This is a genomic window from Terriglobales bacterium (assembly GCA_035567895.1).
Classification (GTDB): domain Bacteria; phylum Acidobacteriota; class Terriglobia; order Terriglobales; family Acidobacteriaceae; genus Gp1-AA112.
Genome location: DATMPC010000070.1, coordinates 54,295 through 78,684 on the forward strand (window position 1 = coordinate 54,295; position 24,390 = coordinate 78,684).

General features: G+C 55.5%; 18 protein-coding genes. 13 read left to right on the forward strand and 5 right to left on the reverse strand.

What is annotated here, in order from left to right; translation table 11 throughout:
- Window positions 1–38: 38 nt before the first annotated feature.
- The gene (locus VNX88_14715; protein ID HWY69920.1) at window positions 39–1,478 is read right to left on the reverse strand and encodes a DUF4118 domain-containing protein; all 1,440 of its coding nucleotides are present in this window, start codon (window positions 1,476–1,478) and stop codon (window positions 39–41) included.
- 55 nt (window positions 1,479–1,533) lie between these two features.
- Between VNX88_14715 and VNX88_14720 the strand changes: the two genes are divergently transcribed.
- From VNX88_14720 to kdpC, 9 genes are all read left to right on the forward strand, one after another.
- Window positions 1,534–2,655, forward strand: a complete 1,122-nt coding sequence (locus VNX88_14720; GenBank protein ID HWY69921.1) for a sensor histidine kinase KdpD — start codon at window positions 1,534–1,536, stop codon at window positions 2,653–2,655.
- Between the two features lie 2 nt (window positions 2,656–2,657).
- Window positions 2,658–3,344 carry a response regulator transcription factor gene (locus VNX88_14725; protein ID HWY69922.1) on the forward strand — a complete coding sequence of 229 codons (687 nt, stop codon included), beginning with the start codon at window positions 2,658–2,660 and terminating at the stop codon, window positions 3,342–3,344.
- A gap of 64 nt (window positions 3,345–3,408) precedes the next feature.
- Window positions 3,409–4,860 carry a porin gene (locus VNX88_14730; GenBank protein HWY69923.1) on the forward strand — a complete coding sequence of 484 codons (1,452 nt, stop codon included), beginning with the start codon at window positions 3,409–3,411 and terminating at the stop codon, window positions 4,858–4,860.
- Window positions 4,861–5,348: 488 nt separating this feature from the next.
- The gene (locus VNX88_14735) at window positions 5,349–5,615 is read left to right on the forward strand and encodes a hypothetical protein (GenBank protein ID HWY69924.1); all 267 of its coding nucleotides are present in this window, start codon (window positions 5,349–5,351) and stop codon (window positions 5,613–5,615) included.
- A 132-nt stretch (window positions 5,616–5,747) separates the two neighbouring features.
- Window positions 5,748–7,391: an outer membrane beta-barrel protein gene (locus tag VNX88_14740; GenBank protein HWY69925.1), complete on the forward strand. Its 1,644-nt coding sequence runs from the start codon at window positions 5,748–5,750 to the stop codon at window positions 7,389–7,391.
- 89 nt (window positions 7,392–7,480) lie between these two features.
- Window positions 7,481–8,464 carry a VWA domain-containing protein gene (locus VNX88_14745; protein HWY69926.1) on the forward strand — a complete coding sequence of 328 codons (984 nt, stop codon included), beginning with the start codon at window positions 7,481–7,483 and terminating at the stop codon, window positions 8,462–8,464.
- 379 nt (window positions 8,465–8,843) lie between these two features.
- Window positions 8,844–10,637 (forward strand): potassium-transporting ATPase subunit KdpA, encoded by a 1,794-nt coding sequence (gene kdpA, locus VNX88_14750; protein ID HWY69927.1) that lies wholly within the window; start codon window positions 8,844–8,846, stop codon window positions 10,635–10,637.
- Between the two features lie 7 nt (window positions 10,638–10,644).
- A complete protein-coding gene (gene kdpB / locus VNX88_14755) occupies window positions 10,645–12,666 on the forward strand; it encodes a potassium-transporting ATPase subunit KdpB (GenBank protein HWY69928.1) in 2,022 nt (673 codons plus the stop codon).
- Between the two features lie 25 nt (window positions 12,667–12,691).
- Window positions 12,692–13,282 (forward strand): potassium-transporting ATPase subunit KdpC, encoded by a 591-nt coding sequence (gene kdpC / locus VNX88_14760; GenBank protein HWY69929.1) that lies wholly within the window; start codon window positions 12,692–12,694, stop codon window positions 13,280–13,282.
- Between the two features lie 326 nt (window positions 13,283–13,608).
- Here the strand turns inward: kdpC and VNX88_14765 are convergent, their stop codons facing one another.
- The 4 genes from VNX88_14765 to VNX88_14780 all read right to left on the reverse strand — a co-directional run bounded on the left by VNX88_14765 (window position 13,609) and on the right by VNX88_14780 (window position 17,800).
- The gene (locus tag VNX88_14765; GenBank protein HWY69930.1) at window positions 13,609–14,217 is read right to left on the reverse strand and encodes a sulfite oxidase-like oxidoreductase; all 609 of its coding nucleotides are present in this window, start codon (window positions 14,215–14,217) and stop codon (window positions 13,609–13,611) included.
- A gap of 211 nt (window positions 14,218–14,428) precedes the next feature.
- Window positions 14,429–16,615: a dehydrogenase E1 component subunit alpha/beta gene (locus tag VNX88_14770; GenBank protein ID HWY69931.1), complete on the reverse strand. Its 2,187-nt coding sequence runs from the start codon at window positions 16,613–16,615 to the stop codon at window positions 14,429–14,431.
- Window positions 16,616–16,692: 77 nt separating this feature from the next.
- Complete coding sequence (locus tag VNX88_14775; protein HWY69932.1) at window positions 16,693–17,367, reverse strand: HAD-IA family hydrolase; 675 nt, start codon at window positions 17,365–17,367, stop codon at window positions 16,693–16,695.
- Between the two features lie 199 nt (window positions 17,368–17,566).
- The gene (locus VNX88_14780; GenBank protein HWY69933.1) at window positions 17,567–17,800 is read right to left on the reverse strand and encodes a hypothetical protein; all 234 of its coding nucleotides are present in this window, start codon (window positions 17,798–17,800) and stop codon (window positions 17,567–17,569) included.
- Window positions 17,801–18,086: 286 nt separating this feature from the next.
- Here VNX88_14780 and VNX88_14785 point away from each other — a divergent pair, with 286 nt between their 5' ends.
- The 4 genes from VNX88_14785 to VNX88_14800 all read left to right on the forward strand — a co-directional run bounded on the left by VNX88_14785 (window position 18,087) and on the right by VNX88_14800 (window position 24,323).
- Entirely contained in the window at window positions 18,087–18,764 is a 678-nt protein-coding gene (locus VNX88_14785; GenBank protein HWY69934.1) for a hypothetical protein, read from the forward strand.
- A gap of 108 nt (window positions 18,765–18,872) precedes the next feature.
- Window positions 18,873–20,306: a glycoside hydrolase family 140 protein gene (locus tag VNX88_14790; GenBank protein HWY69935.1), complete on the forward strand. Its 1,434-nt coding sequence runs from the start codon at window positions 18,873–18,875 to the stop codon at window positions 20,304–20,306.
- A gap of 707 nt (window positions 20,307–21,013) precedes the next feature.
- Window positions 21,014–22,285: a GAF domain-containing SpoIIE family protein phosphatase gene (locus VNX88_14795; GenBank protein HWY69936.1), complete on the forward strand. Its 1,272-nt coding sequence runs from the start codon at window positions 21,014–21,016 to the stop codon at window positions 22,283–22,285.
- A gap of 172 nt (window positions 22,286–22,457) precedes the next feature.
- Entirely contained in the window at window positions 22,458–24,323 is a 1,866-nt protein-coding gene (locus VNX88_14800; GenBank protein ID HWY69937.1) for a transketolase, read from the forward strand.
- Window positions 24,324–24,390: the final 67 nt, after the last annotated feature.

Sequence of the window (24,390 nt, forward strand, 5' to 3'; positions counted from 1 at the left end):
GAGCCAACTCATGAATCAAGAGCGCCGAGATTAGTCGCTCACAATGCGATCGGCAAACCGAATGAGAAAACGGATCCATGTCCTAATTGGCTGGTAACGCCGATGCGCCCGCCATGTGCTTCCACGATTGCCTTTACGATGGCGAGTCCCATTCCGGTACCTTGCACCCGATATCGTTGGCTTTGCCCGCGATAGAATTTGTCGAAGATTAAAGATCGTTCCAAGTCGTCGATACCACTGCCACGATCGGCAACGTTGGTTACAAGGCGGTCGCCTTTCACCTCGGAGCTTACGAAGATAGGAGAACCCGGTTGTGAGTACTTCACTGCATTCTCCAGCAGGTGACGAACGACTTTGGTGATCCACGTCGCGTCCATCAATGCCGGAGGAAGCTGCTCCGGAATTCGGAGTTCGACGGGATGCCCCTCGAGCACCTGCCTCGATTCGTCGAGCGCTGCGTCGACGACTTCGCGAATGGCACGAGGATGCAGTTCCAGCTTTACTTCGTTCGCATCCAACTGCGCCATCTCGACTGCTTCGCCAACCAGGCGATTTAACCGGTCGCTCTCTTCGTCAATCACCGTGAGCAATTCCTGTCGCTCATCCGAAGCAAGTTGCGGTTGCGTAAGCAGGCTGCTGACAGAAGCTTTGATCGACGTGAGTGGAGTCCGAAATTCGTGTGTTACCGAATCCAACAGCGCCGACCGCAGGCGCTCACTCTCGCGCGCAGCCTCGGTCCGCGTGACCTTCTCGACTGCAGCCGCTCGCTCAATGCCTATGGCGATCAGGCTTCCGACGGCTTCCAGAGTTTCTTGGGAGACACTGCTTCCAGCCAACGCCAATATCCCGAGCGACCGGATTCCCATGCGGATAGGCACGAAGCACATCTCGCGATCGCGCCCCAGCACAAGTTCGGAGCGCGCTGCGGCAACCTTCAGGGCCTCTTTGCTGATGCCGCCATCGTCAGCGGTAGAACGGTAGACGCGATCTCGGTCAGTCAAATAGACCGCTGCCTGGTCCGCTCCAAAGGTTCCCACTAAGTAACGTGGGATTGCATTAAGCAATTCGACTACGTTTTCTGTCACCAGCAGTTGCTGGCTAAAGGAATAGAGCCTCTCCACTTCGCGCCGGCGCTCATCCGCCGCCCGGGCTTCGCGGCGCACGCGCTCAGATAGATTACTCGCCACAACTGCCGTGAAGAGAAACGCAAACAGCGCCACCCAATTCTGTGTCTCTGCAATCGTGAACGTTCCGATGGGAGGCAGGAAAAAGTAGTTAAAGGCAAGGGCCGCAACAAACGACATGAAAACTGCGACCGTGAGTCCCCAGTTCGCGGATACGATCAACACGGCGAGCAGGAAGGTCAGCGCCACCGTGGTCGGATTGAGTTTTACGACGCGCGTGTAGAGGGCTACGATTACGGCTACGATAGCCGTCGCCGCGATGAATCTGAGCGTTTTCTTAAGCGCAGGACTCACGCCGCGATTGTAGCCGAGTTCGACAATTCAGCACGGGTCGCGCAGAATGTACGCAATGCCCAAGAGTCCGGAAGAATGGCTGGAGCAAACTGCGCCCGAAAAACGCGCAGGGACATTCAAGCTCATCCTTGGCTACGCTCCCGGTGTGGGAAAGACTTACAACATGCTGAGCGAGGCCATCCGTCGGCTTCGACGCGGAGAAGATGTAGTCATTGGCGTGATTGAAACACACGGGCGAAAAGTTACGGCCGAGCTTGCGCAACAACTAGAGGCAGTCCCACGCAAAAAAATCGAATACAAAGGCACGATCTTCGAAGAGATGGATGTCGATGCTATTCTGGCACGCAAGCCGCAAGTCGCTTTAGTGGATGAGTTCGCGCACACGAACGTTGAGGGCAGCAAGCACCGCAAGCGATACGAAGACGTGCTTGAGCTTCTGGATGCAAAAATCGACGTGCTCTCAACCATGAACATTCAGCACCTCGAGAGCATGAATCCAACGATACAAAGCATCACAGGCATCCAGGTACGAGAGACGATTCCCGATTGGGTCCTGCAACGTGCCGATGAAATTGTGATGGCCGATCTAACTCCCGAGGCTCTCCAAATGCGCATGCAACGCGGGGATATCTACCCTCTGGACCGGGCGGAAAAGGCGCTTAAGAACTTCTTTCGCCGTGGGAATCTGATGGCATTACGCGAGCTCGCGCTGCGGCAAGTAACGCACGCGGTCGATCGCAGCCTCGATGCGTACTTGAAAAAGAAGAACATCGACCAGAATTGGGGGATCCAGGAACGCATTGCAGTCTGCATCAGTTCGCATCCCGAGTCGCAGCAACTCATCGCGCGGGGAGCCAGAATCGCTGATCGTATTGGCGCCGATTTCTTCGCCGTCTATGTCGAGCAAGAGAGGGATCGAGAGCCAGATCGCGCGCGAAGTCTCAATTCGAACTTTCAGTTTGCCGAGAACCTCTCCGCCAAAATCGTGCGACTGAAAGGAAAGGACATCGCGTCATCCGTCGCAGAGTTCGTTGGCAAGGAGAACATCACGCAGGTAGTCTTCGGCCGCTCTGCGGTGGGTGGATGGCGCGAATATCTGTATCTCGGAGCAATTCAGAGATTTCTTCGCAACGCCCCGCCCGTAGACGTGCACATCGTTACGCAGAGGACCGACTAATCGTGGCTGGGCGCCGAATTCTGGTAGTTGACGATGAAGCACAAATCACGCGCGTGCTGCGCACGACGTTATCCAGCCACGGATATGAGATCCGTGTCGCCAACGACGCCGTAGCCGCTCTCGATGTAGTCAATGACTGGCCGCCGGAGCTGATCATTACCGACCTTTCGATGCCGGATATGAGCGGTGTCGAGCTCACGCGAAAAGTGCGGGCGAAATCCGAAGTTCCCATCATCGTTCTTTCCGTCCGAGGTGAGGAGCGTACCAAGATCGAAGCGCTCGACGCTGGCGCGGACGATTATGTCACCAAACCTTTCAGCATGAATGAACTGTTGGCGCGAGTACGAGCTAACCTTCGGCGCTTCACGCCGCCCAAACCGGAGGAGCAGGAAATCGGCGTCGGAGATTTCAAGATTGACCTTCCAGGACACAAGGTCTTGGTACGTGGCGAGGAGGTGCGGCTCACACCAAAAGAGTTTGACCTGTTGGTATATTTCGCCCGTCATCCCGACAAGGTCGTGACGCATGCCGTTCTTCTACGCTCTGTGTGGGGACCGCAAAGCGTGAATCAGAACGAGTATTTGCGTGTCTTCATCGGGCAACTGCGCAAGAAGCTCGAAGCAGGTGGCGACAGACACTACATCATGACAGAACCCTGGGTGGGATACCGTTTTACGCCCGGCGAGTAAGCGCTTTTACCAATTCCTTACATTGCATTCGCTAACATGGCTGTCGTTTTTTAGGAGCCATGCTATGCGCTTCGCTCTATGCGGACTCGTCGCCCAATGCTGTGCTGCTAGCAGATTCGCTGGTTTCCTGCTGCTGGCATCTGCCTCCTTGCACGCTCAACCCGCCGCCACGAAAGTTCAATCCACGCGAGACGACGAAGTTCAGCAGCTCAAAGCCCTCGTGCTCGAGTTGCAATCCAGAGTGGAGAAGTTAGAGGAGGAGCGCTCGCAGGCTGGGACGATTCCAAATCCAGTCGCATCGTCTAGCAAACAAGCGCCTTCGGTGCAATCGGCCTCAGATCCCTCTACCGCTGAGTCCGTCAGCGGCGAAGATCGCAGCCTTTTGGATTATCTGCGCGGGACCACCATCGATTTCGCCATCGATACTTACTATGGCTACAACTTCAACCATCCCATCGGGCGGGTCAACGCGCTTCGCTCCTATGACGTGCTCAGCAACAACATCAGCCTGAATCAGGCGAATGTGATCTTCGAGCGTGCTCCCGACGTGCAAGCTGGCCGCAGATATGGAGCCCGTCTCGATCTCCAGTTCGGCCAGGCGACGGACACGCTGCAGGGAAATCCCATCAATGAACCTCGCCCGCAAATTTACCGAAACATCTTTCAAGCTTATGGAACCTACATTCTGCCTGTCGGAAACGGCCTCTCTCTTGATGTAGGCAAATGGAGCAGCTCACTTGGTATCGAGGGAAACTACACCAAGGATCAGATGAACTACTCTCGTTCTTTCTACTTCAGTTTTCTGCCGTTCTACCACATGGGAGTCCGCGCGGGGTACAAGCTAAACGATCGGGTTGCATTGAACTATTGGCTCGTAAACGGCACGAACCAGACGGAGGCAACAAACGGATTCAAAGATGAGCTGTTCGGCCTCACGCTCACGCCCAACAAAAATGTTGCCTGGACAGTGAGCTACTATCTCGGACAAGAGCAGCCGGACCGCACCCCGGTTGCGCCGAACAGCCCGATTCCAGTACAGCCGGGACTGAGCTTCGCTCCGATTACGCCAGCCCCTGATGGCCGTACCCATATCTTCGACAGCTATGTAAGTTGGCAGCCTACTCCTAAACTTGCCTTCGCCCTCGAGGGTGACTATGTGATCCAGCGGTTGTGGGAATTCGCCGCGCCTGGCCATTCCGCCCAGCCGTCGGAAGTCTGGGGCGGAGCTGTTTACGCCCGCTATCAACTTACTCCCAGATTTGCACTCGCGACACGAGCCGAATATCTAGCTGACCATGGCGGACTCTTCACAGGCATCACACAAGCTCTCAAGGAAAACACCTTCACGCTGGACTACAAACTGGGAGAAGGTTTTCTAGTGCGATCGGAATACCGCCGTGATTTTTCCAATCGTCCCAGCTTTTTTACGGACGCCGCAGGGAGGCTCAAGAAGGAGCAGAACACAGCGACGCTCGGTCTGGTGTGGTGGATGGGTCGCAAACAAGGAACGTGGTAGTTAGACTTGGAGGACACCACGACTCCTACGCTGATATTTTAGGCCTTCCTCAATCCGTGTCATCTCATCGGCGGATCAATTCGTGGATTTCATCTTACGAAAGCTTTACGAACCTCTTACCGACACCTTAGCCGCAGACTTATCTAATTGAACTGCCGGGTAGATTTCCCTGTGGGGTATCGAGCCCGGGAGGTTCGCATGCTGGCGCTAATGATCATTGTGTTGGCAGGAATTTTCTTCTTTCTTCGGGTCTTCATTGCGTTCTCTGCGGAACAAAAACGCCGCCGGAAGCCAGCGGTAACGAACCTGGGATTGGAAAGGTTTGAATCTCCACCTCTCATGGAGCGATCGGCGAGAGTTCTCGCTTTTCGTGCCCGTCTAAATGCTGCGACAACGCTGAAGCAAGCTAGCAGAGGCGCCGCATCGCACCACTTCCATCGGTAGCAAAATGTTGGTTTTCGGGATGTCTTTCTTTGAAGGCCAAAAGGATGAATGACCAAATGTCGACGCAGGAATTATCTCCAGAACTACTCGCAAAAGCCTTTTTCCATTACCACGAAGCCCTTGGGCCCGACTTTGGCGGCTCAAGCGAGTCCCACCCGAATTCATGGGACGAAGTTTCACAGCAGGAGCGCGCACGAATGGTCGCAGCGGCCCGCCTCGCGTTGCTCGAGATCAGGTCGGAACTCAATCGCGAAGAAGATGACCGGTCTCGATATTTTGCCAAACCCGGTACTGCGGAATGGGGCTGCTGAAACCACTAAGCACTGAAAATAGCGCTAACTCTCCCAGGACAACACAGAAAATAATCTTGTCACCCAGAAGGCAATCCCGGCCTCATATATAGGCGACGGATTGTGTTTGCACAAGGAAGGATTTTGTCTCTCATGAGCAATGCGAAACGAGCAGCATCGCGCCTCCTCCTGTTTGCCCTCGTTCTGACGCTGTCTCTCACAACGCTCGCCCAGAGTGTTTCTGAGCAAACTAACCGCCCGACGCCCGACGCTAGCGCAGACTCGGCAGCTGCCACAGTCGGCAAGACCAATGCTGAGATATTGAAAGAGCTTGGGGAAATGCGGGCACGAATCCAGGAGCTGGAATCACAACTCAAAGCTCAATCCGTTGCGCATCCCGCAGACGGCCAGGTCGCCTCTGCATCGGTGCAGCCGACAGCCGGGCGCAACGAACTTGTGGGAACCGCTTCGCCCGCAGAACCGGCCGTTGCCGTCGCGCAGGAGCAGCCCACCACCGCCGCCGTAAGCAATCAAAAGTCGGAACCATTCGCATTTGCGGACTTCACCTGGCTTTCCGGTAACCCGCGCACCAAAGACACCCCTTACGCTACGAAGTTCTTCACGCCGGAAGTCAGGTTCGACGTCAACTATACGTATGACTTCAATCATCCCAAGGACAACACGATCGGCGGATCGAGCGAGATCTTTCGCCACAATGAATTTCAACTGACTCAACTGGGGGTTGGTGGCGACTTTCATTTCGACAACGTTCGCGGCCGGCTGATGACGCAGTTCGGGATGTATTCACAAACGCAACCGCGAAACGATGCCAGCACCGCCCGTGGTCAATGGAACCTCAATAACGCCTATCAGTACCTTGCCGAGGCATATGGCGGATATCACTTCAACAAGATGCATGGCATCAATGTCGATGCCGGAATCTTCATGTCCTACATCGGCTTGTGGAGCTTCTACAACTTCGATAACTGGAATTATCAACCGTCATATGTTTCCTCGAACACGCCGTGGTTTTTTAACGGCTTGCGAGTACAGTTCTTTCCCACAGACAAACTAAAGATCGAGCCGTGGTTCATCAATGGCTGGCAGTCATACGGGAAATTCAACAACAGGCCGGGCATTGGAGGCGAGATCCTGTGGAGACCCAACGGCTCAGTTTCGATCGTCGCCAACCAATACGCGTTAGGCGCCGATACTTTGGGTAACAAAGATCGAATCCGCTATCACACCGATGACAGCATCCAGGTCAAGTACTACGACAATCCATCCAGGCTGATGGACAAGGCAGCGTTCACCTTCACCATCGACGCAGGATGTGAGAGCGGCGGCGGTGTAAGTTGCTTCGGTAATGGGAAAGGCGGCCCCAAGCAGAGCTTTCTCGGATTCATGGAATACAACCGCTTCTGGTTCCACAAAGATCTCCTTGCTGTAACTCTTGGGGGCGGCGCGATCAATAATCCGGGTCGATATCTAGTACTATTGCCGCCGATCAATGGTGCAACTGCCTTCTCCGGAACACCATACTTTACGCAAAATCCGGGAGATCCATTCAAAGCTTGGGATGCCTCGGCGACCTTCGACTACATGCCGAGTCAGTACGTCACGTTTCGCTGGGAGTACGTCCACCGCGGCTCGAACGTCCCGTATTTCAGCGGAACCGGCGGAATTACACCTCCGGGTGGCAACACAGGAGCGCTGGGATCGGTTGTGCCCGGATTTACTCCTGATCTGCGCAAGTTCGAAAACCGCGGAACCATAGCGCTAATGGTGAAGTTTTAATCGTTTAGAAGTTAGCGCTGCAATTGATACGTTAGCTGAGGATGTTGTCAGCGATCTGTATGCGAAGAGAACTATGGTCAGGAAGGTATATGTCACTCTCGGCAATTCGCGTCGTTTCCTGTAGTCATTGGTTGCGAATTGCGGTCTTTGCTTTTGCAGTAGTGGGAACTGCATTCGGACAAGGTTTACTCGATCAGCCGCACATTCCTTCGATGGTCAAGCCTCATTCTTCATCGCCTTCGAGCTTTCGAGCTGACGCCAATCTGGTACTTGTCCCGGTCAGCGTGCTCGATTCCAGAGACAGGATCGTCAATGGGCTGCAAGCCGGCAACTTTTCGATTTCGGATAACCGGCTGCCCCAAACGATCAAATACTTCTCGCAGGAGGACGCGCCGATCTCGATGACGGTAGTTCTGGATTCGAGCGGCAGCATGGCCACAAAAATGGATCAAGAGCGCGCGGCTGCTCTCGAACTACTAAAAGACGCCAACCCGGAAGACGAGTTCAGTCTGATTGTTTTTGGCAACGAGCCGCGGGTCGCAGTTCCCTTTTCCGAACCAGCTGAGGACGTTTCCAAAGTTGTGAATTCCACTCAGCCAGACGGCTATACGTCGCTGTGGGACGCGATGTACCTCGCCCTCCAGCAGCAGAAGAACTCCAGGTATGCGCGCAAGGCGATCGTTGTGATCTCTGACGGTGGCGACAACCACAGCCGCTACACGGAAGATGAAATCAAGTCGGTACTCCAGGAAGCCGATGTGCAGGTATATGCAATTGCACTTTCTGACAGATTTGTTAAGACACAGGAGGAAAGACTCGGACCACTTCGACTTGACGAGATCACAGGCGTCACTGGTGGTCGCGCCATCCGCATCCATGATCTCGCAGAGGTCACGCAGGCGGCTCGTGATATCAGCTCTGAATTAAGAAATGAATACGTCATAGGCTATTACCCAACTACTCGCGTAGTGGATGGTAGATGGAGAACGATTCGCGTGCGGCTCACAGGCCCTCCAAGCAGACATAAGCTGCACCTGCATGCTCGAAATGGCTACTACGGTCCGACAGGCTAACAGTGGCGCCTTGCCAAAGTGGCTTTGATTCGCCATGGATATGACCTTCAAGTCCGAGCGACTTCAGGATTAGCCCGCGCTAACGAGTTCTTTACATCATCTTTACGAGCAAAGTAATCAACTGAGAGTAGTACAAATCGGCGACGCGGTTCACCATCACGGTGAACCCGTTAGCCGCAACGCGGAGGTCCAATGAGAGATCTCGTTTTCATCGTAATCACAATTCTCTTCTTCATAGTCTCCATCGGCTACGTTCACTTTTGTGAACGCGTGAAGTGAGGGCAGAGTTTATGCATGTTGAATCCGCTGTCGTGTTGGCGGTTTGCGTATTGCTAGGTATTTATCTGTTCTACGCCCTCTTGCGTCCGGAGAAGTTTTGATGACTGCAAATGGCTGGTTTCAAATCTTGTTCTTCTTCGCGCTCGTGCTACTGGTGACTAAGCCGCTCGGCATCTTTATGGCGCGCGTCTTCAATCGCGAGCGAACCTTCATGGATCCAGTGTTGCGCCCGATCGAGAAGCTCATCTATCGCAGCACCGGCGTTAAGGAAGATCGGGAAATGGGCTGGATCGAATATGCGGTTTCCATGCTGCTGTTCAGCGTGGTTTCGATGCTTGTGCTCTACCTGATTCAGCGCGTGCAGTTGCACTTGCCCTGGAATCCTCAGAAGTTGGGCGCGGTCGCTCCCGATCTCGCTTTCAACACTGCCGCCTCGTTCACCACAAATACCAACTGGCAGGACTACGGCGGCGAGACGACGATGAGCTACTTCACGCAGATGGCGGGGCTGGCTTATCACAACTTCGTGTCTGCGGCGGTTGGCATTGCTCTGGCGATTGCGTTCATCCGCGGTATCGTGCGCCGCGAGAAAAAGACCTTAGGCAACTTCTGGGTGGATCTCGTTCGCTGCACGCTTTGGGTGCTGCTTCCCTTCTGTATCGTCGGATCCCTGCTGCTGGTGTGGCAGGGAGTTCCGCAGAATCTGAAACCCTACGACACCGTAAAGCTGGTGGAGCCGCAGCAAGTGCAGAGAGTTGCGGATGGCAAGCCAGTGGTGGACGCAAGCGGCAAGCCGGTGATGGATACCATCACTGATCAGAACATCGCACAAGGCCCAGTTGCTTCGCAGGAGATTATTAAAGAGTTCGGCACCAACGGCGGCGGCTTCTTTAACGCCAACAGCGCTCATCCATTTGAAAATCCCACTCCGCTCTCGAATTTGATCGAAATGTTCTCGATCTTCGCCATCTCCTCCGGCTTGACCTACACGCTCGGACGAATGGTGGGCTCGCAGCGGCACGGTTGGGCAGTGTGGGGAGCGATGACAACGCTCTTCCTGGTCGGCATAACCGTCGCGTACTGGGCTGAGGCGCGCGGCAATCCGCTGTTGGCGGGTGCCGATCAACATGTGACTGCGCTCCAGCCCGGTGGAAACATGGAAGGCAAGGAGGTGCGCTTCGGCATCGCTAACACTGCCCTCTGGGCCACGATTACGACGAACACGAGCTGCGGCGCCGTGAACGGCTTTCACGACTCGTTCACGCCGCTGGGTGGCATGGTTCCGCTCACGAACATGATGTTGAGCGAAACCATCTTCGGCGGGGTCGGCGCCGGTATGTACGGAATTCTTGTCTACATCGTGCTTGCCGTTTTCATCGCCGGCCTGATGGTTGGTCGCACTCCCGAGTATCTGGGCAAGAAGATCGAAGCCTACGACGTAAAGATGGCGATGCTGGTTTCGCTGGTATTCCCTCTTGCCATCTTGACCTTTACCGCCGTTTCGGTCCTGTATTCGTCTGGGACAGCGGGAATCACCAATCCAGGACCGCACGGGTTGTCGCAGGTGCTGTACGCCTTCACTTCAACGGCGGCCAACAACGGATCAGCCTTTGGCGGTCTGAGCGTCAACACTCTCTACTACAACACCACACTCGGACTAAACACTCTCATCGGCCGCTTCCTGATGATCATTCCCATGCTGGGAATCGCCGGAAGTCTGGCGCGCAAGAAGTACGTGCCCCCATCGCTTGGCACATTCCCGGTAACGACACCGCTGTTCAGTGTGCTGTTAATGGGGGTGATCCTGATTGTGGGCGCGTTGACGTTCTTTCCAGCGTTGAGCCTGGGACCGATTCTTGAGCATTTGCTGATGGGCGCAGGTAAAACCTTCTGAGGTAATCATGGCGAGATCAAAAGCAGTTTGGGAATGGAAGATCGTACGGCGGGCGGTTTGGGACTCTTTCCTGAAGCTCAATCCCCGCAAAATGATGGGCAATCCCGTGATGTTCGTGGTCGAAGTAGGAAGCGTGATTACCACGATCCTGCTCTTCCGCAGCCACGAGAATTTCAAGTTCAATCTGCAGATCACGTTGTGGCTATGGTTCACAGTGCTCTTCGCGAACTTCGCGGAAGCGATGGCGGAAGGCCGCGGCAAGGCACAGGCGGACACCTTGCGGAAAGCTCGATCAGAAACGCAAGCCAACCTTCTTATGCCCGAAGGCATAATCGAGACGATTCCCAGTTCGAAACTTCGGGCGGATGACATAGTGATCTGTTGCGCCGGCGAGTTCATCCCCTCGGATGGAGAGATCATCGAGGGCATAGCCTCGGTCGATGAGTCGGCGATTACCGGCGAGTCGGCTCCGGTGATCCGCGAGGCAGGAGGAGACCGCTCGGCCGTTACCGGAGGCACGCGCGTCCTGTCCGATCAGATCAAAGTCAAGATCACCTCCAATCCGGGTGAAACCTTTCTTGATCGCATGATCGCTCTGGTCGAAGGCGCCGAGCGCCAGAAGACACCCAATGAGATTGCGCTTAACATTCTGCTGGCCGGGCTGACGATCATCTTTCTGCTTGCCGTAGTCACACTGCAGCCATTCGCCATTTACTCCGGCAGTCCGCAAACCGTCTTCGTGCTCGTTTCGCTGCTGGTCTGCCTGATTCCCACCACGATTGGCGGACTCCTCTCCGCAATCGGGATCGCCGGCATGGATCGCCTTATTCAGCACAATGTCCTCGCGATGTCGGGACGCGCCGTCGAGGCCGCCGGCGACGTCAACACTCTGCTGCTCGACAAGACCGGAACCATCACCTTCGGCAATCGCCAGGCGGCAGAGTTCATTCCCGCTCCGGGAGTAACCAGCGATCAACTCGCAGATTCCGCACAGCTCTCCTCCCTGCCCGATGAAACTCCCGAAGGGCGCTCCATCGTCGTACTTGCCAAAGAGAAGTACGCCCTGCGTGGACGAGAGCTCTCGGAGCATGGCGTTGAGTTTGTTCCCTTCTCGGCGCAGACGCGCATGTCAGGCGTGAATTTCAACGGCAGACAAGTGCGCAAGGGGGCGGCTGACTCGATCCAGCGGTATCTACAGGAGAACGGTGGAGAAATCCCCAAAGAGTTGCAGCTCTCCATAGACACGATCGCTCGTTCTGGAGGCACGCCCCTCGTCGTTGCTGAACGAAACCGCGCCATGGGCGTCATTCATCTGAAAGACGTCGTTAAAGGCGGCATGAAGGAGCGCTTCACCCACTTGCGGGCCATGGGAATCCGCACGGTGATGATTACCGGGGACAATCCGCTTACCGCTGCGGCCATCGCCCGCGAAGCTGGCGTTGACGATTTTCTGGCGCAGGCCACGCCGAAGGACAAGATGGATCTGATCCGTCGCGAGCAAACCGATGGCAAGCTCGTCGCCATGACCGGCGACGGTACCAACGACGCACCCGCGCTGGCTCAAGCGGATGTTGGCGTTGCGATGAACACAGGCACACAAGCGGCCAAGGAAGCCGGGAACATGGTCGATCTCGATTCCAATCCCACCAAGCTCATCGAGATCGTCGAAATCGGAAAGCAGTTGCTGATGACTCGCGGTTCGCTGACGACTTTTTCAATTGCCAACGATGTCGCTAAGTACTTTGCCATCATCCCGGCCATGTTCGCGGCAACATTCCCCGTTCTGAACGCCTTGAACATCATGCATCTGCAGACACCGCAGTCGGCCATTCTGTCTGCCGTCATCTTCAACGCGCTGATCATCATTGCGCTCATCCCCCTGGCACTGAGCGGCGTGAAGTACCGCCCAATGGGCGCGGCAGCGCTGCTACGGCGAAATCTTTGGATCTATGGAGTCGGAGGCGTGATCATTCCCTTTATCGGAATCAAAGCGATCGACATGATCATCACACGAGTCGGGCTGGCATAAGGGCAGGAGCGCAGGAGCAAAAGACATGAAGAAAAATCTCATTACCGCAGTGCTGATGACTGTCGTCACCACAATCTTGCTCGGAATCATCTATCCGCTCGTCGTGACGGCTCTTGCCCAAGCGCTTTTTCACGACAAGGCGAATGGCCAACTAATCGTTAAGGACGGAAAAGCAGTGGGTTCGCGCATTATTGGACAAGCATTCAACTCGGATTCATATTTTCACTCGCGTCCCTCCAATGCCGGCAATGGATACGATGCCGCGAATTCGAGCGCTTCCAACCTCGGCCCCACCAATCACGCGCTGATCGATCGAGTGAATGCCAGCGTCGCACAACTCAAAGCAGAGAATCCGCAAACGCCAGTTCCGATTGATCTTGTCACCAGCTCCGGCTCAGGACTCGATCCGCACATCACGCCCGCAGCTGCTGCGTTTCAAATTCCGCGAATAGCCAAGGCACGCGGCATGAGCGAAGCACAATTACGAGCAATCGTCGCACGACACACCGAAGGGCGGCAGCTGGGTTTTCTGGGGGAACCACGCGTGAATGTGCTTGAGCTGAACCTCGATTTGGATCAACAATCACCCACAAAGAGTGCGTTGGCCAGTCATTGAGAACTTGAAAACACGGGGCCGCATTCCTATCCTTATTGGCAGCGAAAGAAGCCGGTGGAAATTCTCCCACGTACCAAAATGGGACGGATTCCTCCCTGTTAATTCGCTGATAATTTATTGAATCCCGGCACCGAGGGTCACTCCGTTTAGCACTGATGCGGTCGGGAGTGAGTTTTCCACAGAGTTCGCTGTTAACTCCCTGCGTTTGAGAGAAATTTTTCAATTTTTGGGTAGAATTCCGCGATTTCGAAGGCTGTTTGTGAAAATCCCCTGCTTATTTCCTTGTTTTAAATCGAATTCCAGCAGAAGAGTTTGGCCTCTGACCGTCAGTCCGTATCGAATCGTTGTTCTTGAAACGGGTCGCCGCGCATGTGATAGCCGTTCTGCTCCCAGAATCCAGCTTGATCCTGGCTGAGAAACTCCAGCCCGCGCACCCACTTCACCGACTTCCACCCGTAGAGATGCGGCACGATGAGTCGCAGCGGATAGCCGTGGTCTGGCGTGAGCGGCTCGCCGTCATGGTGAGTTGCGAGCAGCACTTCGTCACGATCCAAGTCAGCTAGCGGAACATTTGCCGTGTAACCCTGCTCAGTATGGACCAGAACGTAACTGGCTTCCGGCTTTGGCTTGGCACGAGCGAGAATCTCGCGCATAGCAACGCCCGTCCAGCGATTGTCGAAGCGGCTCCAGCGGGTGACACAATGAAAGTCGCTGGTTCGCTCCACTCGCGGAAGCCGATTGAATTCGTCCCAATTGAGGCGAAGTGGATGCTCGACAAGACCGGTAACTTGGAAATCCCAACGTGACGAGTCGAATCGCGGAACTGATCCGTAATGCAGAACCGGCCACTTTAGCGTGAGCGACTGTCCAGGAGGCAAACGTCCCTCGCTGCGCACCTCCTGCTCTTTGCGCTTGCGTTCGTCGCCTGAAAACATTCCAGAGAAAGCCATGGCCTAACGGTAAACCATTTTCACCACGGAGACACGGAGTCACGGAGGAAAGCAAAAGTCGGGACGGCACCGGGAAAATTGCAAAGGATTTAGTATCGATGCGACAAGCACCGACCTCGCGGTGACAGCCGCAGCACGGCCCACAGAGCTCTCCCCGCTTTTCTCCGTGACTCCGTGTCTCCGTGGTGAAAAGACTTCAGTACTCCGCCAGTTCCAGCATTGCCTTGTAGAAGTCGTCGGCCTGCGGCAGGATTTCGTCTTCGAGCAGCGGCTGATAGGCAACGAATGTATCCATTGCTGCCACTCGGCGCACCGGGGCATCGAGGTGCTCGAACAACTCATTGGCAATACGCGCCGCGATCTCGGCGCCATATCCCCAGCTCAGCGTATCTTCATGCGCTACGATTACGCGATTCGTCTTCCGTACTGAATTCGCGATCGTCTCCCAGTCGTATGGATTCAGCGTGCGAAGATCGATCAACTCCACGCTGATGTCGTGCTCGCGCGCAATCCGTTGGGCTGCCTGTAGAGAGCGCGGTACGGTCGCGCCATACGTGACCAGCGTCATATCGGCGCCTTCGCGCACAACACGAGCTTTCCCAAACGGAATCATGTAGTCAGGACCGGGATATGGTGCACGGCCATACGTTTCGCGATACAGACGTTTGTGCTCGAGGAAGAGCACGGGATCATCGCAGCGGATCGCGGTGCGCAGCAGTCCGTTGGCATCGAGAGCGTTCGACGGAAACACAACACGCATTCCTGGAGTATGGGTAAACAGACTCTCTCCGCATTGCGAGTGATAGATCGCGCCGCCGGTTAGGTATCCGCCGATCGCTACTCGGATCACTGCCGGAGCGGAAAAGTTTCCGTTTGATCTCCAGCGAAGGACCGGCAGCTCGTTTCGCAGCTGATGAAATGCAGGCCAGATGTAATCGAAGAATTGGACTTCGACTACAGGCTTTATTCCACGAGTCGCGAGTCCGGTCGCGCGGCCTACGATAGTCGCCTCGGCCAGAGGCGAGTTGTAGACCCGCTGGGAGCCAAAATCGCACTGGAGACCGGAGGTGAGCTTGAATACTCCGCCCTTCCCTTTCACCAGCTTTTCAGACAGGTATTGCTCACGACTGCAATCGGCAACGTCTTCACCGAACATCACGATGCGCTCATCTCGTTTCATCTCATCGCGCAGGCAAGCATTTATCAGATCCGCCATTGTCTTGTCGGCACCGTTACGGCTGGGTTGACTCGCGAAGGAAGACGATGTGGGATCTACATCTGGCGAGTAAACAAACCTGGTGATGGAGTTCGCTTCGGGAAGGCGAGCAGCCAACACGCGATCGGCCGCGCGCTGAACTTCATTATCGACTTCCTTTTCCAGACGATTGATTTCCTCTTCGTCCAGAATATTTTCCCGGATCAGGAATAACTGCATGCGCGTGATGGGATCGCGCTGCGCATCCCGGGAGCGCTCCGATTCCGGTCGGTAGAGCTTCTCGTCGTCGGAGAGCGAATGAGAGTACGGACGAATCACGTGCCCGTGAACAAACGCCGGTCCCTTGCCGGAGCGGCAGTGCTCTACCGCCTTGCGCAGGGCTGCGTAAGATGCGACAGGATCCGTGCCATCGCATTCAGCAAAATAAAAATTTGGGAAATTGGCAACGAGCTTCGAGATATTCCCGCCGGCAGTGTTCACCTCAACCGGAACGGAGATCGCGTATTCGTTGTCCTCTACCAGAAAGAGGACTGGTAGCTTCAGGTTCGACGCACCGTTTATCGCCTCCCAGAATTCTCCCTGGCTGGTAGTTCCGTCACCGCACGAAACATAGACAACTTCGTCGCCGTGGAACACGACATCTTTGTAACTGGAGTAGTCCTTGGGATCGTGACGCTCTGCTGCTTTAGGATTGCGCGCAAAGTATCGTCCTGCTTCCGCGCATCCGAGAGCCTGCAACAGTTGTGTTCCAGTCGGCGATGACTGCGTGACGATATTGAATTTCTTGTGTCCCCAATGCGACGGCATCTGCCGTCCGCCGGATGCCGGATCATCAGCGGCTCCGACCGCCTGCAGCAGCTGCTCCTCAGGAGTTACGCCCAGCGCGAGCACCAATGCGCGATCACGATAATAGGGGTAGAACCAGTCGTATCCAGGCTTGAGCGCCAGGCCAGCGGCAACAAGTAGGGCTTCATGCCCTGCGCCAGAAATTTGGAAGAAGATTTTCTGTTGCCGCTTGAGCAGAATCTCGCGGTCGTCCAACCGGCGTGACATGAACATCAGCCGGTACATCTGGATCAATTGTTCCGGAGTGAGGCCTTGATAATTCTTTTCGTGGTGGCGTTCTGCGACTGCGGCCTTCTTATGCTCCGTCCGGCTCAGGGCCATGCTGACTCCTTGAATGGTAATGAGTGTGCTAGAGGAGCACTCTCTATTTTAAGCCGGAATTGCCCGGGAATAGCGCCCTAGATTTCCGCAGGTGAGTATTCGAAATAGAACTGGAGCTTGAGGCTATCTTCCGCGCCAGCGCGAACCTCCACGTGAATGTCTGCGCAGGTGCGAACAATCACGTCGGCCTCGCGCAGGTCGTGAGAGGGATAGGTGGTCGTCAATCCGATCACCTGCATACCGGCCGTCTTTGCCGCCGCGATACCGGCTGCAGTGTCTTCGATCACCAGACACTCGCTTGGAGGAAAGCCGAGTAGCGCTGCACCCTTCAAATACGGTTCGGGATGAGGTTTACCGCGCGCTACCAGCTCTGCGGTGATCGCGTCTTTAGGGAGGGGAAGGCTGACATAGCGCATGCGTGCCTCAGCGAGCTCGCGGGTAGCTGAAGTCACGACCGTCCAGTGGCCCGGAGGCATTGCTGCGAGCAACTCCGCCGCGCCCTCAATAGCGCGCACGCCTTCGAGGTCTTCGATCTCGCGCCGCTCTACTTTTTGATTTTCTGTGGGAGCGTCAAGTGCCGGAGCGACGCGACGAATGGTTTCGATGGAGCGGCGACCATGAGACCACTGCACAACGAAGTCAGGATCGAGTCCCTGTTCGGTGGCCCAGCCTCGCCAGACGCGCTCAACTGCAGGCGTGGAATCGACCAGAACACCATCCAGATCGAACAGCACGGCACTACAGCTCAGCATACGGACAGACTACCAAATGCCATTTCACCACGGAGACACGGAGTCACGGAGAAAAGCGAGTTGAAACCACAAAGGACACGAAGAAACACGAGGGAGGACTTTCTCTGCGATTTCCCCTCGCGGACCTTCGTGTCCTTTGTGGTTAGCTTCTGCCTTTCTCCGTGACTCCGTGTCTCCGTGGTGAGAAAGGCTCCCGAAGTTAGCTAGTCGCTTCCAACCGCTCAGCGATCTGGTTCAGCGTTTGCTGAATGCGATCCAGCTCAGCCTGAGTGGCATTCGCGAGCTGCTCAATGCTCTCCGGTGCTCGCTCCAGATGGCGGCTCAAGCTGCCCACGATCTCGCGACCCTTTTCAGTGACGAGGAATACTCCGAGCCCACCCAGAAGCACTCCCAGGCCGCCAAGGCCATACGTAAGTTGTTTGTTTTTGTCCATCCCCGGTCAAAACCCCACTTCCCGCCGCCCTCAGCCAGAGCAGCCCCTTACCTGCAGAATATGATGCAGGTCCTCCCCTGAAGGCGACAGGAAAGTAGCTGGATGGGTTACGAACGCCAGTGAGCGGTTACTACAGGCAGCCAACGGTTGTAGCTAATTTGAAATAAAGAGCTTGCCCGTTTCGGCTATTCAAACGCCAACTTTCTGGCGGCACCCGGGTTTAATTCTCCGTCTAACCAAATCGTAGTACCTCGTCGGAGTAGGGAAACAAATCAGAGGAGACCACATGAAGAAGCTATGGGCCACCGCAACCGTCGCATTGGGGATGTGTATCACTCCAGCGTTAGGAGCATTTGGACAGATCGATATGAGCCAGGGACCGGTGCTCAACCAGCGCAATCAAGGGCCGAGCGCACAGAATGTGATCCCAGCCGACACGCAGTTTGAAATCCAGCTCAAGGACACGCTCGACACGGCCAAGGATTCGCCGGGCAAAAAGTTCAAAGCGAAATTGGCGCAAGATCTAGTCGCTCCCGATGGAACGCGCATTCCCATGGGATCCGAGATCAAAGGCCACGTAAGCGACCTGGATCGCGGGCTGCATTCGCGTCTGCTGCTCAGCTTTGACGAAATCAAGACCAAACACGGCTGGGTCCCGCTTGCAGCCACCGTTGCTGGAGTTCCCGGAGAGCACGGCGTTCAATCTGAAACCGGACCTGAAGGTGAGATCAAGCACGCCAAGGTGGATACTCGTCGCACCGTGGAATCGGCCGCCGCAGGAGCTGCGATCGGCGCCCTGGCTGGCGTCGCCGCAGGCGGTGGCAAAGGCGCTGCTATTGGTGCAGGCGTTGGTGGCGGACTCGGCACTGGTGTAGGGCTGTTGACTGGCCGCAATATTCGCCTGAACAAAGGTCAGGCACTCGACCTGCGACTGGACCGCGACATCTTCCTGCCGCGTGGATAACGGCTTCACCTTGGAGGTGACAAAAGGGCGACCAACAGGTCGCCCTTTTACTTGCGCGGGAACAGCTCAATGGACGTTTCCGAGCGGCCTCGTTTATGCTGCGACGCCATGAACCGCTCGCCCTTCGTTTTGATTTCGATTCGTTTATTAATCACTTGCATATGCGCAACCACCTTCGCTCAAAGTCCCCCGACTGCTCCCAGACTGCAGGTTAGCTCAAGCCACCGTTGGCTTCAGTACGCCGACGGCAAGCCGTTCTTTTACTTGGGTGACACCGCGTGGCATCTCTTCCCGAACCTGACGCGAGAGCAAGCCGACCTTTACCTCTCAAATCGGGCTGCCAAGGGTTTCTCTGTGATTCAGGCATGTGTCCTGAACGACGTGGACCAGGCAAATGCGTATGGGGACAAGCCTCTCCTGAATCGGGATCCCGACAAGCCAAACGAAGCTTACTTCCGCCACGCGGACTACATCGTCAACAAGGCCGAACAGCTTGGTTTATTTGTCGGCATGTTGCCCACATGGGGAAATAACTGGACCCGTCATAACGCAAAACCGCCATATGTCTTCAATGCGCAGAATGCGCGTTCCTATGGACGGTTTCTTGGTTCCCGTTATAGGAACAAGCCAATCATATGGATTCTCGGTGGCGATGAGGGCATACGCACGGAGGAAGAGCGCGCCATCATCGAAGCGCTGGCCGCCGGACTACGTGAAGGAGACGGCGGCACACATCTGATCACTTACCATCCGCGAGGTCCGGGACGCTCCTCCGACTACTTTCAGCAGGCTCCGTGGCTCGACTTCAACATGTATCAGTCATCGCACGGCGCTCACGATCACGATAACGGACTCTTCGCAGAGCACGACTATGCGCTGCAGCCTACAAAGCCCACGCTCGACGGAGAGCCGCGTTATGAAACGCTGATGGTTGGCTTCTACTATCCTGACGCCAGCAAGTACGACCGCTTTGACGAGTACGACGTACGCCAAGCCGCCTATTGGTCGATTCTGGCCGGAGCTTGTGGCCACACATACGGAAACAATAACATCTGGCAAATGTGGGAGCCCGGTCGCAAAGCAGAGATTTCACCAAACATGGCGTGGTACCAGTCCCTCGATCATCCGGGCGCGTTCCAAATGGGAATACTCCGTCGGTTATTCGAATCGCGTCCATTCCAGAAGCTCGCTCCGGATAAAGAATTGGTTGTGAACGGCGCGACGAATGGCGGCGCCAAGATCCGCGCTGCGCGCGCTGAAGATGGTTCCTTCGCCTTCATCTATTCCCCGCGCGGCGAATCATTCACTGTCGATAAGAGCCGACTGAAGGCCGTCCGGCTGAAAGAGATCTGGTTCGATCCGCGTTACGGCGCGACCTATCACTTCCACAGCACAACCAATGAGGGATATCAAACCTACGCTCCTCCGACTTCAGGACGAGGTCAGGACTGGCTGCTGATTCTTGAAGACGAGGCAGCTGGATTCCCGGCGCCCAGCGCTTTTCGGTTGCCTAATGAGAGCACCATTGGACAGACTCGCTGACTGCTTAACTAATTGCGGTCGCTCTTATACTTCACTGTCATCCCCCGCTCCGCCGCCATGCCGGTTGCGTCACGAAACGTCCGACCGCGGAGCGGGGGATCTGCTGTTGCGTCCCACCCCCATGAAGTTAACTCAAGAGCTGTGGATTTTTTGCGAGCAACGGATAACAAAAATATTTTTTCAAGCGTCCGCGAGTCCCTGATTTGTTTGCCTCAAAAAAATCGTCGAGCAACGGACAAACATTGATTCCTTGGTGCCAAATGAAGTATCAATGAATGTTGTACATTGTCTGTTCCGAAATGGAACCTTTTGATTCTTGTCGCGCTCTGACGCGCTCACGGTCACGTATGACTGAGCAGCAGTACATCCCGAACTCAAGAGGCGAAGGAAAATTCGCTCCGGCATCTCTACACTTCACCTTAGCCGTCTCGCCACGACCGAAATCGATCCCCGGGGGATACAGGGGATATCCCCTCGGATCAAGACAGGATGCGAAAGGGACTGGCAGGGGATATCCCGGGGACTTCCAGGGGATTTCGGGGATTTTTGACAAAAATGCCCCAGGCTTTAATCCGTTGCTCGCTCTGCTTACTTAGACGCCGGGCGATGATCCACACAAAAAGCATCGTTCCGCACTCAAAAGCATCAACAAAGGCGGCAGGCCCTCCCTGCTCGCGTATCCAACTCAAAACTGAAGAGTGTCCGCAATGGCAACAGCTCCGAGAACAACGATTTATCCGTTTCCTTCCCCGCCAATGGGGCAGCAGGAGCTGATCGAGAACCTCCTCAAGGTCCAGAAGGCGGCAAAGAAGATGACGTCAATTCTCGATCTTGGACTCCTGGTAGATAGCGTAGTCAACGATATTGCTTGCTCCTTCGGTTGCCTGGAAGTGGATATCTTCCTGCGACATGAAACGCGAGACGAAATGGTTGCTGCCACCACGCACTGCTGTGCCACCCACGGGAAAGGGCACACGTTGAAAATTGGCGAACAAGGCATGGTGGGGCATGTCGCTTTCACTGGCAAAATGCACTATGCGCCCAATGTGACTCTAGATCCTTACTATTTGCCGTGTGACGAAGTCGCGAAGTCAGCGCTGGCAATTCCCCTGAAGATCGGCGATCGAGTGATCGGTGTCTTTAACACCGTGCATCCTGAGGTGGACGGATTCGCGCCAGAGCAAATGAAGGTGCTACGCGCCCTGGCAGACCATATCGCCATCGCAGTCGAAAACGCGCGTCTGTTTCAACGCGAGCGCGAGCTGAATGAGCGCTTCACGAAAGAGTCTGAAGAGGCGCGCCAGATTCAGCTGCAACTTCTTCCCAATTCTTCCGTCCTGCTTCCCGAATTCGCGGTCACAGGGGCAACTCTTCAGGCCGGTGCTGTTGGAGGCGATTGGTACGACTATCTTGAGCTGCCGGACGGGAAATGGGGATTGGTGCTTGCGGATGTTTCAGGCAAAGGCATAGCGGCCGCACTGCTGATGTCGGCTACGCGCAGTGTATTCCGCGCGATCGCCGAAACGACAGCAAGTCCGGGCGAAGTGCTCACGAAACTGAACCGCACGTTATTGCGCGACTTCCCTGCTGGTCGCTTTGTAACGATGATCTACGGCGTGCTCGATCCCAGGCAGCGCACTTTCACTTTCGCAAATGCCGGTCATCCGTGGCCGGTGATCTCCAAAGGCACCTGCACGAATTTGCTGGAGACCGAATCGGGACTGCCACTCGGCATCGCTGAGACTTCATTCTCAGAATCTACAGTCACTCTGAGCGATGACGGTCGCGTGCTCCTCTATAGTGACGGAATATCGGAAGCGCACGACCACCAGCAGCAGGAGTACGGAACCGCTCGCCTCGAATGTCTAATGCAAGGTCCGAGAATCTCAACTCAGGGAATCCTGGACGACGTGCGCCAGTTCAGCGCTGGCCAGCCTGCATTCGACGACGCCACCGTAGTGTTGATCTCTGCGCGCTAACCGGGAAGAGCGAACACGAAGGTTACGAAGGAAAAATCAAGGTCACGAAACTTCGTGACCTCTTCTGTCTCCTTCGTGACCTTCGTGTTCGCCTCGTCGCATTGAGGTACATTGACCTCAACCCCCGCTAAACATAGACTGAAACGTTTCCACTTCCCTTCGGGAGCCCCCAGTGCCTTACTCACAAGATCTGCTCGACTCGCTACACAACATCGCCACTCAGCTCCGAATCGATTCCATTCGCGCGACGACTGCTGCGGGTAGTGGACACCCAACAAGTTCCATGTCGGCGGCCGAGATTATGGCGTGCCTATTCTTCTCGGTGATGAACTTCGATCCGCAGGATCCCGCGAATCCGGCCAACGACAAATTCATCCTTTCCAAAGGACACGCCGCACCTGTGCTCTACTCCGCATGGGCGGAGCTCGGTTACATCAGCCGCGAGCATTTGCTCACGCTGCGCAGCATCGATTCCGACCTCGAGGGACATCCCACTCCGATCCTGAAATTCGTGTCTGTCCCGACTGGCTCGCTTGGACAAGGGATCTGCGTGGCCCTCGGTTTGGCCTTCGATGCACATCTCGACGGATCAAACTTCCGCTCATACGCATTGCTAGGCGATGGCGAGAACGCGGAAGGATCGGTCTGGGAAGCAGCCGGGGTTGCCTCTCACCATAAGGTCGATAATCTCTGCGCTATCGTTGACGTGAATCGTCTCGGACAAAGCCAGCCCACAATGCTCGAGCACCACATGGAGATTTATCAGCAGCGTTGGTCAGCATTTGGATGGAACGCTCTGGTGGTGGATGGGCATAACGTCCGGGAGTTGCTCGAAGCTTTTGAGAATGCCAAACGTACAAAAGGAAAGCCGACAGTCATTCTCGCCCGAACGCTCAAGGGAAAGGGAGTCTCGTTCATCGAAGACAAGAACGGCTGGCACGGCAAGGCGCTAAAGAAAGACGAAGCCGAGAAAGCAATTGCAGAACTTGAGAAGCAGTTCGTGAAGACGAACGCTCCTAAGCCCATGCCGAGCAAGCCTGGAGGCAAGGCCAAGCAATACCCGCCCTACAAGCACATATCGACTCCGCAATATGAACTCGGCAAAGCAGTCGCTACCCGCAAGGCCGCCGCGCAGGCATTGGCGGAAATTGGCAAGACAAATGAAATCGTAGTGTGCACCGACGCAGACGTTGAAAACTCTACGTATACCGAGTTCTTCCAGAAAGTCGCGCCGGAGCGCTTCTTCGAGACCTACATCGCCGAACAGAACATGGTGGGGGTCACCATGGGGCTTGCGGCAGGTGGCAAGATCGGATTCACCTCGACCTTCGCTTGCTTCTTTACGCGCGCCGCCGATTTCATCCGCCTCGCCGGACTCGCCCACCTCAACGTGAAGTTCATTGGCACCCACGTTGGAGTATCCATTGGCGAGGATGGCTCGTCGCAGATGGGCCTCGAAGATCTAAGTCTCTTCCGCGCGATGGCCGAATCGATCGTGCTTTATCCGAGCGATGCGGTCAGCGGCTGGTATGCGGTCGATCTTGCTGCCTCGCACCACGGCATTGCCTATATCCGCGCGGGCCGTCCGGAGCAGCCCGTCATTTATAGAAATGATGAGAAGTTCGAAATCGGGAAAGCCAAAGTGCTCCGCCAAAGCAATGAGGACGTTATCACCGTGGTAGGCGGAGGCGTTACGCTCACCGAGGCTCTGAAAGCATATGACGAACTGAAGAAGCAAGGGGTTCCGCTTCGCGTGATCGATCTCTTCAGCGTTCGGCCCGTCGATACTGCAACTCTGTTGAAGGCCGCCGCTGCCACGAACAACACGATCATTACGGTCGAGGATCACTATTGTGCCGGCGGTCTTGGCGATGCCGTCGCCGAGGCTGTTGGGCCTGAAGGCGTGAGGGTTTATCGTTTGGCCGTTCGGGAAGTACCGCACAGCGGCAAGCCGGAGGAACTGCTGGCAAAGTACAAGATCGACGCGCACGCAATCATTGAACAGGTGCACGCTGTAGCCCCTGTCGCCGTGCGCTAAATGGCAAACACACAGTTACCAGAGCCCAAGTCTTTCGTCATCTTCAGAGCGGGCTGCCTAACTGCTA

Bases quoted from the DNA above. Each gene is read 5' to 3' on its own strand.
- VNX88_14745 (HWY69926.1), top strand. From the start codon at position 7,481: ATGTCACTCTCGGCAATTCGCGTCGTTTCCTGTAGTCATTGGTTGCGA.
- VNX88_14795 (HWY69936.1), top strand. From the start codon at position 21,014: ATGGCAACAGCTCCGAGAACAACGATTTATCCGTTTCCTTCCCCGCCA.
- VNX88_14765 (HWY69930.1), bottom strand. From the start codon at position 14,217: ATGTTTTCAGGCGACGAACGCAAGCGCAAAGAGCAGGAGGTGCGCAGC.
- VNX88_14780 (HWY69933.1), bottom strand. From the start codon at position 17,800: ATGGACAAAAACAAACAACTTACGTATGGCCTTGGCGGCCTGGGAGTG.
- VNX88_14775 (HWY69932.1), bottom strand. From the start codon at position 17,367: ATGCTGAGCTGTAGTGCCGTGCTGTTCGATCTGGATGGTGTTCTGGTC.
- VNX88_14730 (HWY69923.1), top strand. From the start codon at position 3,409: ATGCGCTTCGCTCTATGCGGACTCGTCGCCCAATGCTGTGCTGCTAGC.
- VNX88_14720 (HWY69921.1), top strand. From the start codon at position 1,534: ATGCCCAAGAGTCCGGAAGAATGGCTGGAGCAAACTGCGCCCGAAAAA.
- kdpB (HWY69928.1), top strand. From the start codon at position 10,645: ATGGCGAGATCAAAAGCAGTTTGGGAATGGAAGATCGTACGGCGGGCG.
- VNX88_14790 (HWY69935.1), top strand. From the start codon at position 18,873: ATGAACCGCTCGCCCTTCGTTTTGATTTCGATTCGTTTATTAATCACT.
- VNX88_14735 (HWY69924.1), top strand. From the start codon at position 5,349: ATGAATGACCAAATGTCGACGCAGGAATTATCTCCAGAACTACTCGCA.
- VNX88_14770 (HWY69931.1), bottom strand. From the start codon at position 16,615: ATGGCCCTGAGCCGGACGGAGCATAAGAAGGCCGCAGTCGCAGAACGC.
- kdpC (HWY69929.1), top strand. From the start codon at position 12,692: ATGAAGAAAAATCTCATTACCGCAGTGCTGATGACTGTCGTCACCACA.
- VNX88_14740 (HWY69925.1), top strand. From the start codon at position 5,748: ATGAGCAATGCGAAACGAGCAGCATCGCGCCTCCTCCTGTTTGCCCTC.
- kdpA (HWY69927.1), top strand. From the start codon at position 8,844: ATGACTGCAAATGGCTGGTTTCAAATCTTGTTCTTCTTCGCGCTCGTG.
- VNX88_14785 (HWY69934.1), top strand. From the start codon at position 18,087: ATGAAGAAGCTATGGGCCACCGCAACCGTCGCATTGGGGATGTGTATC.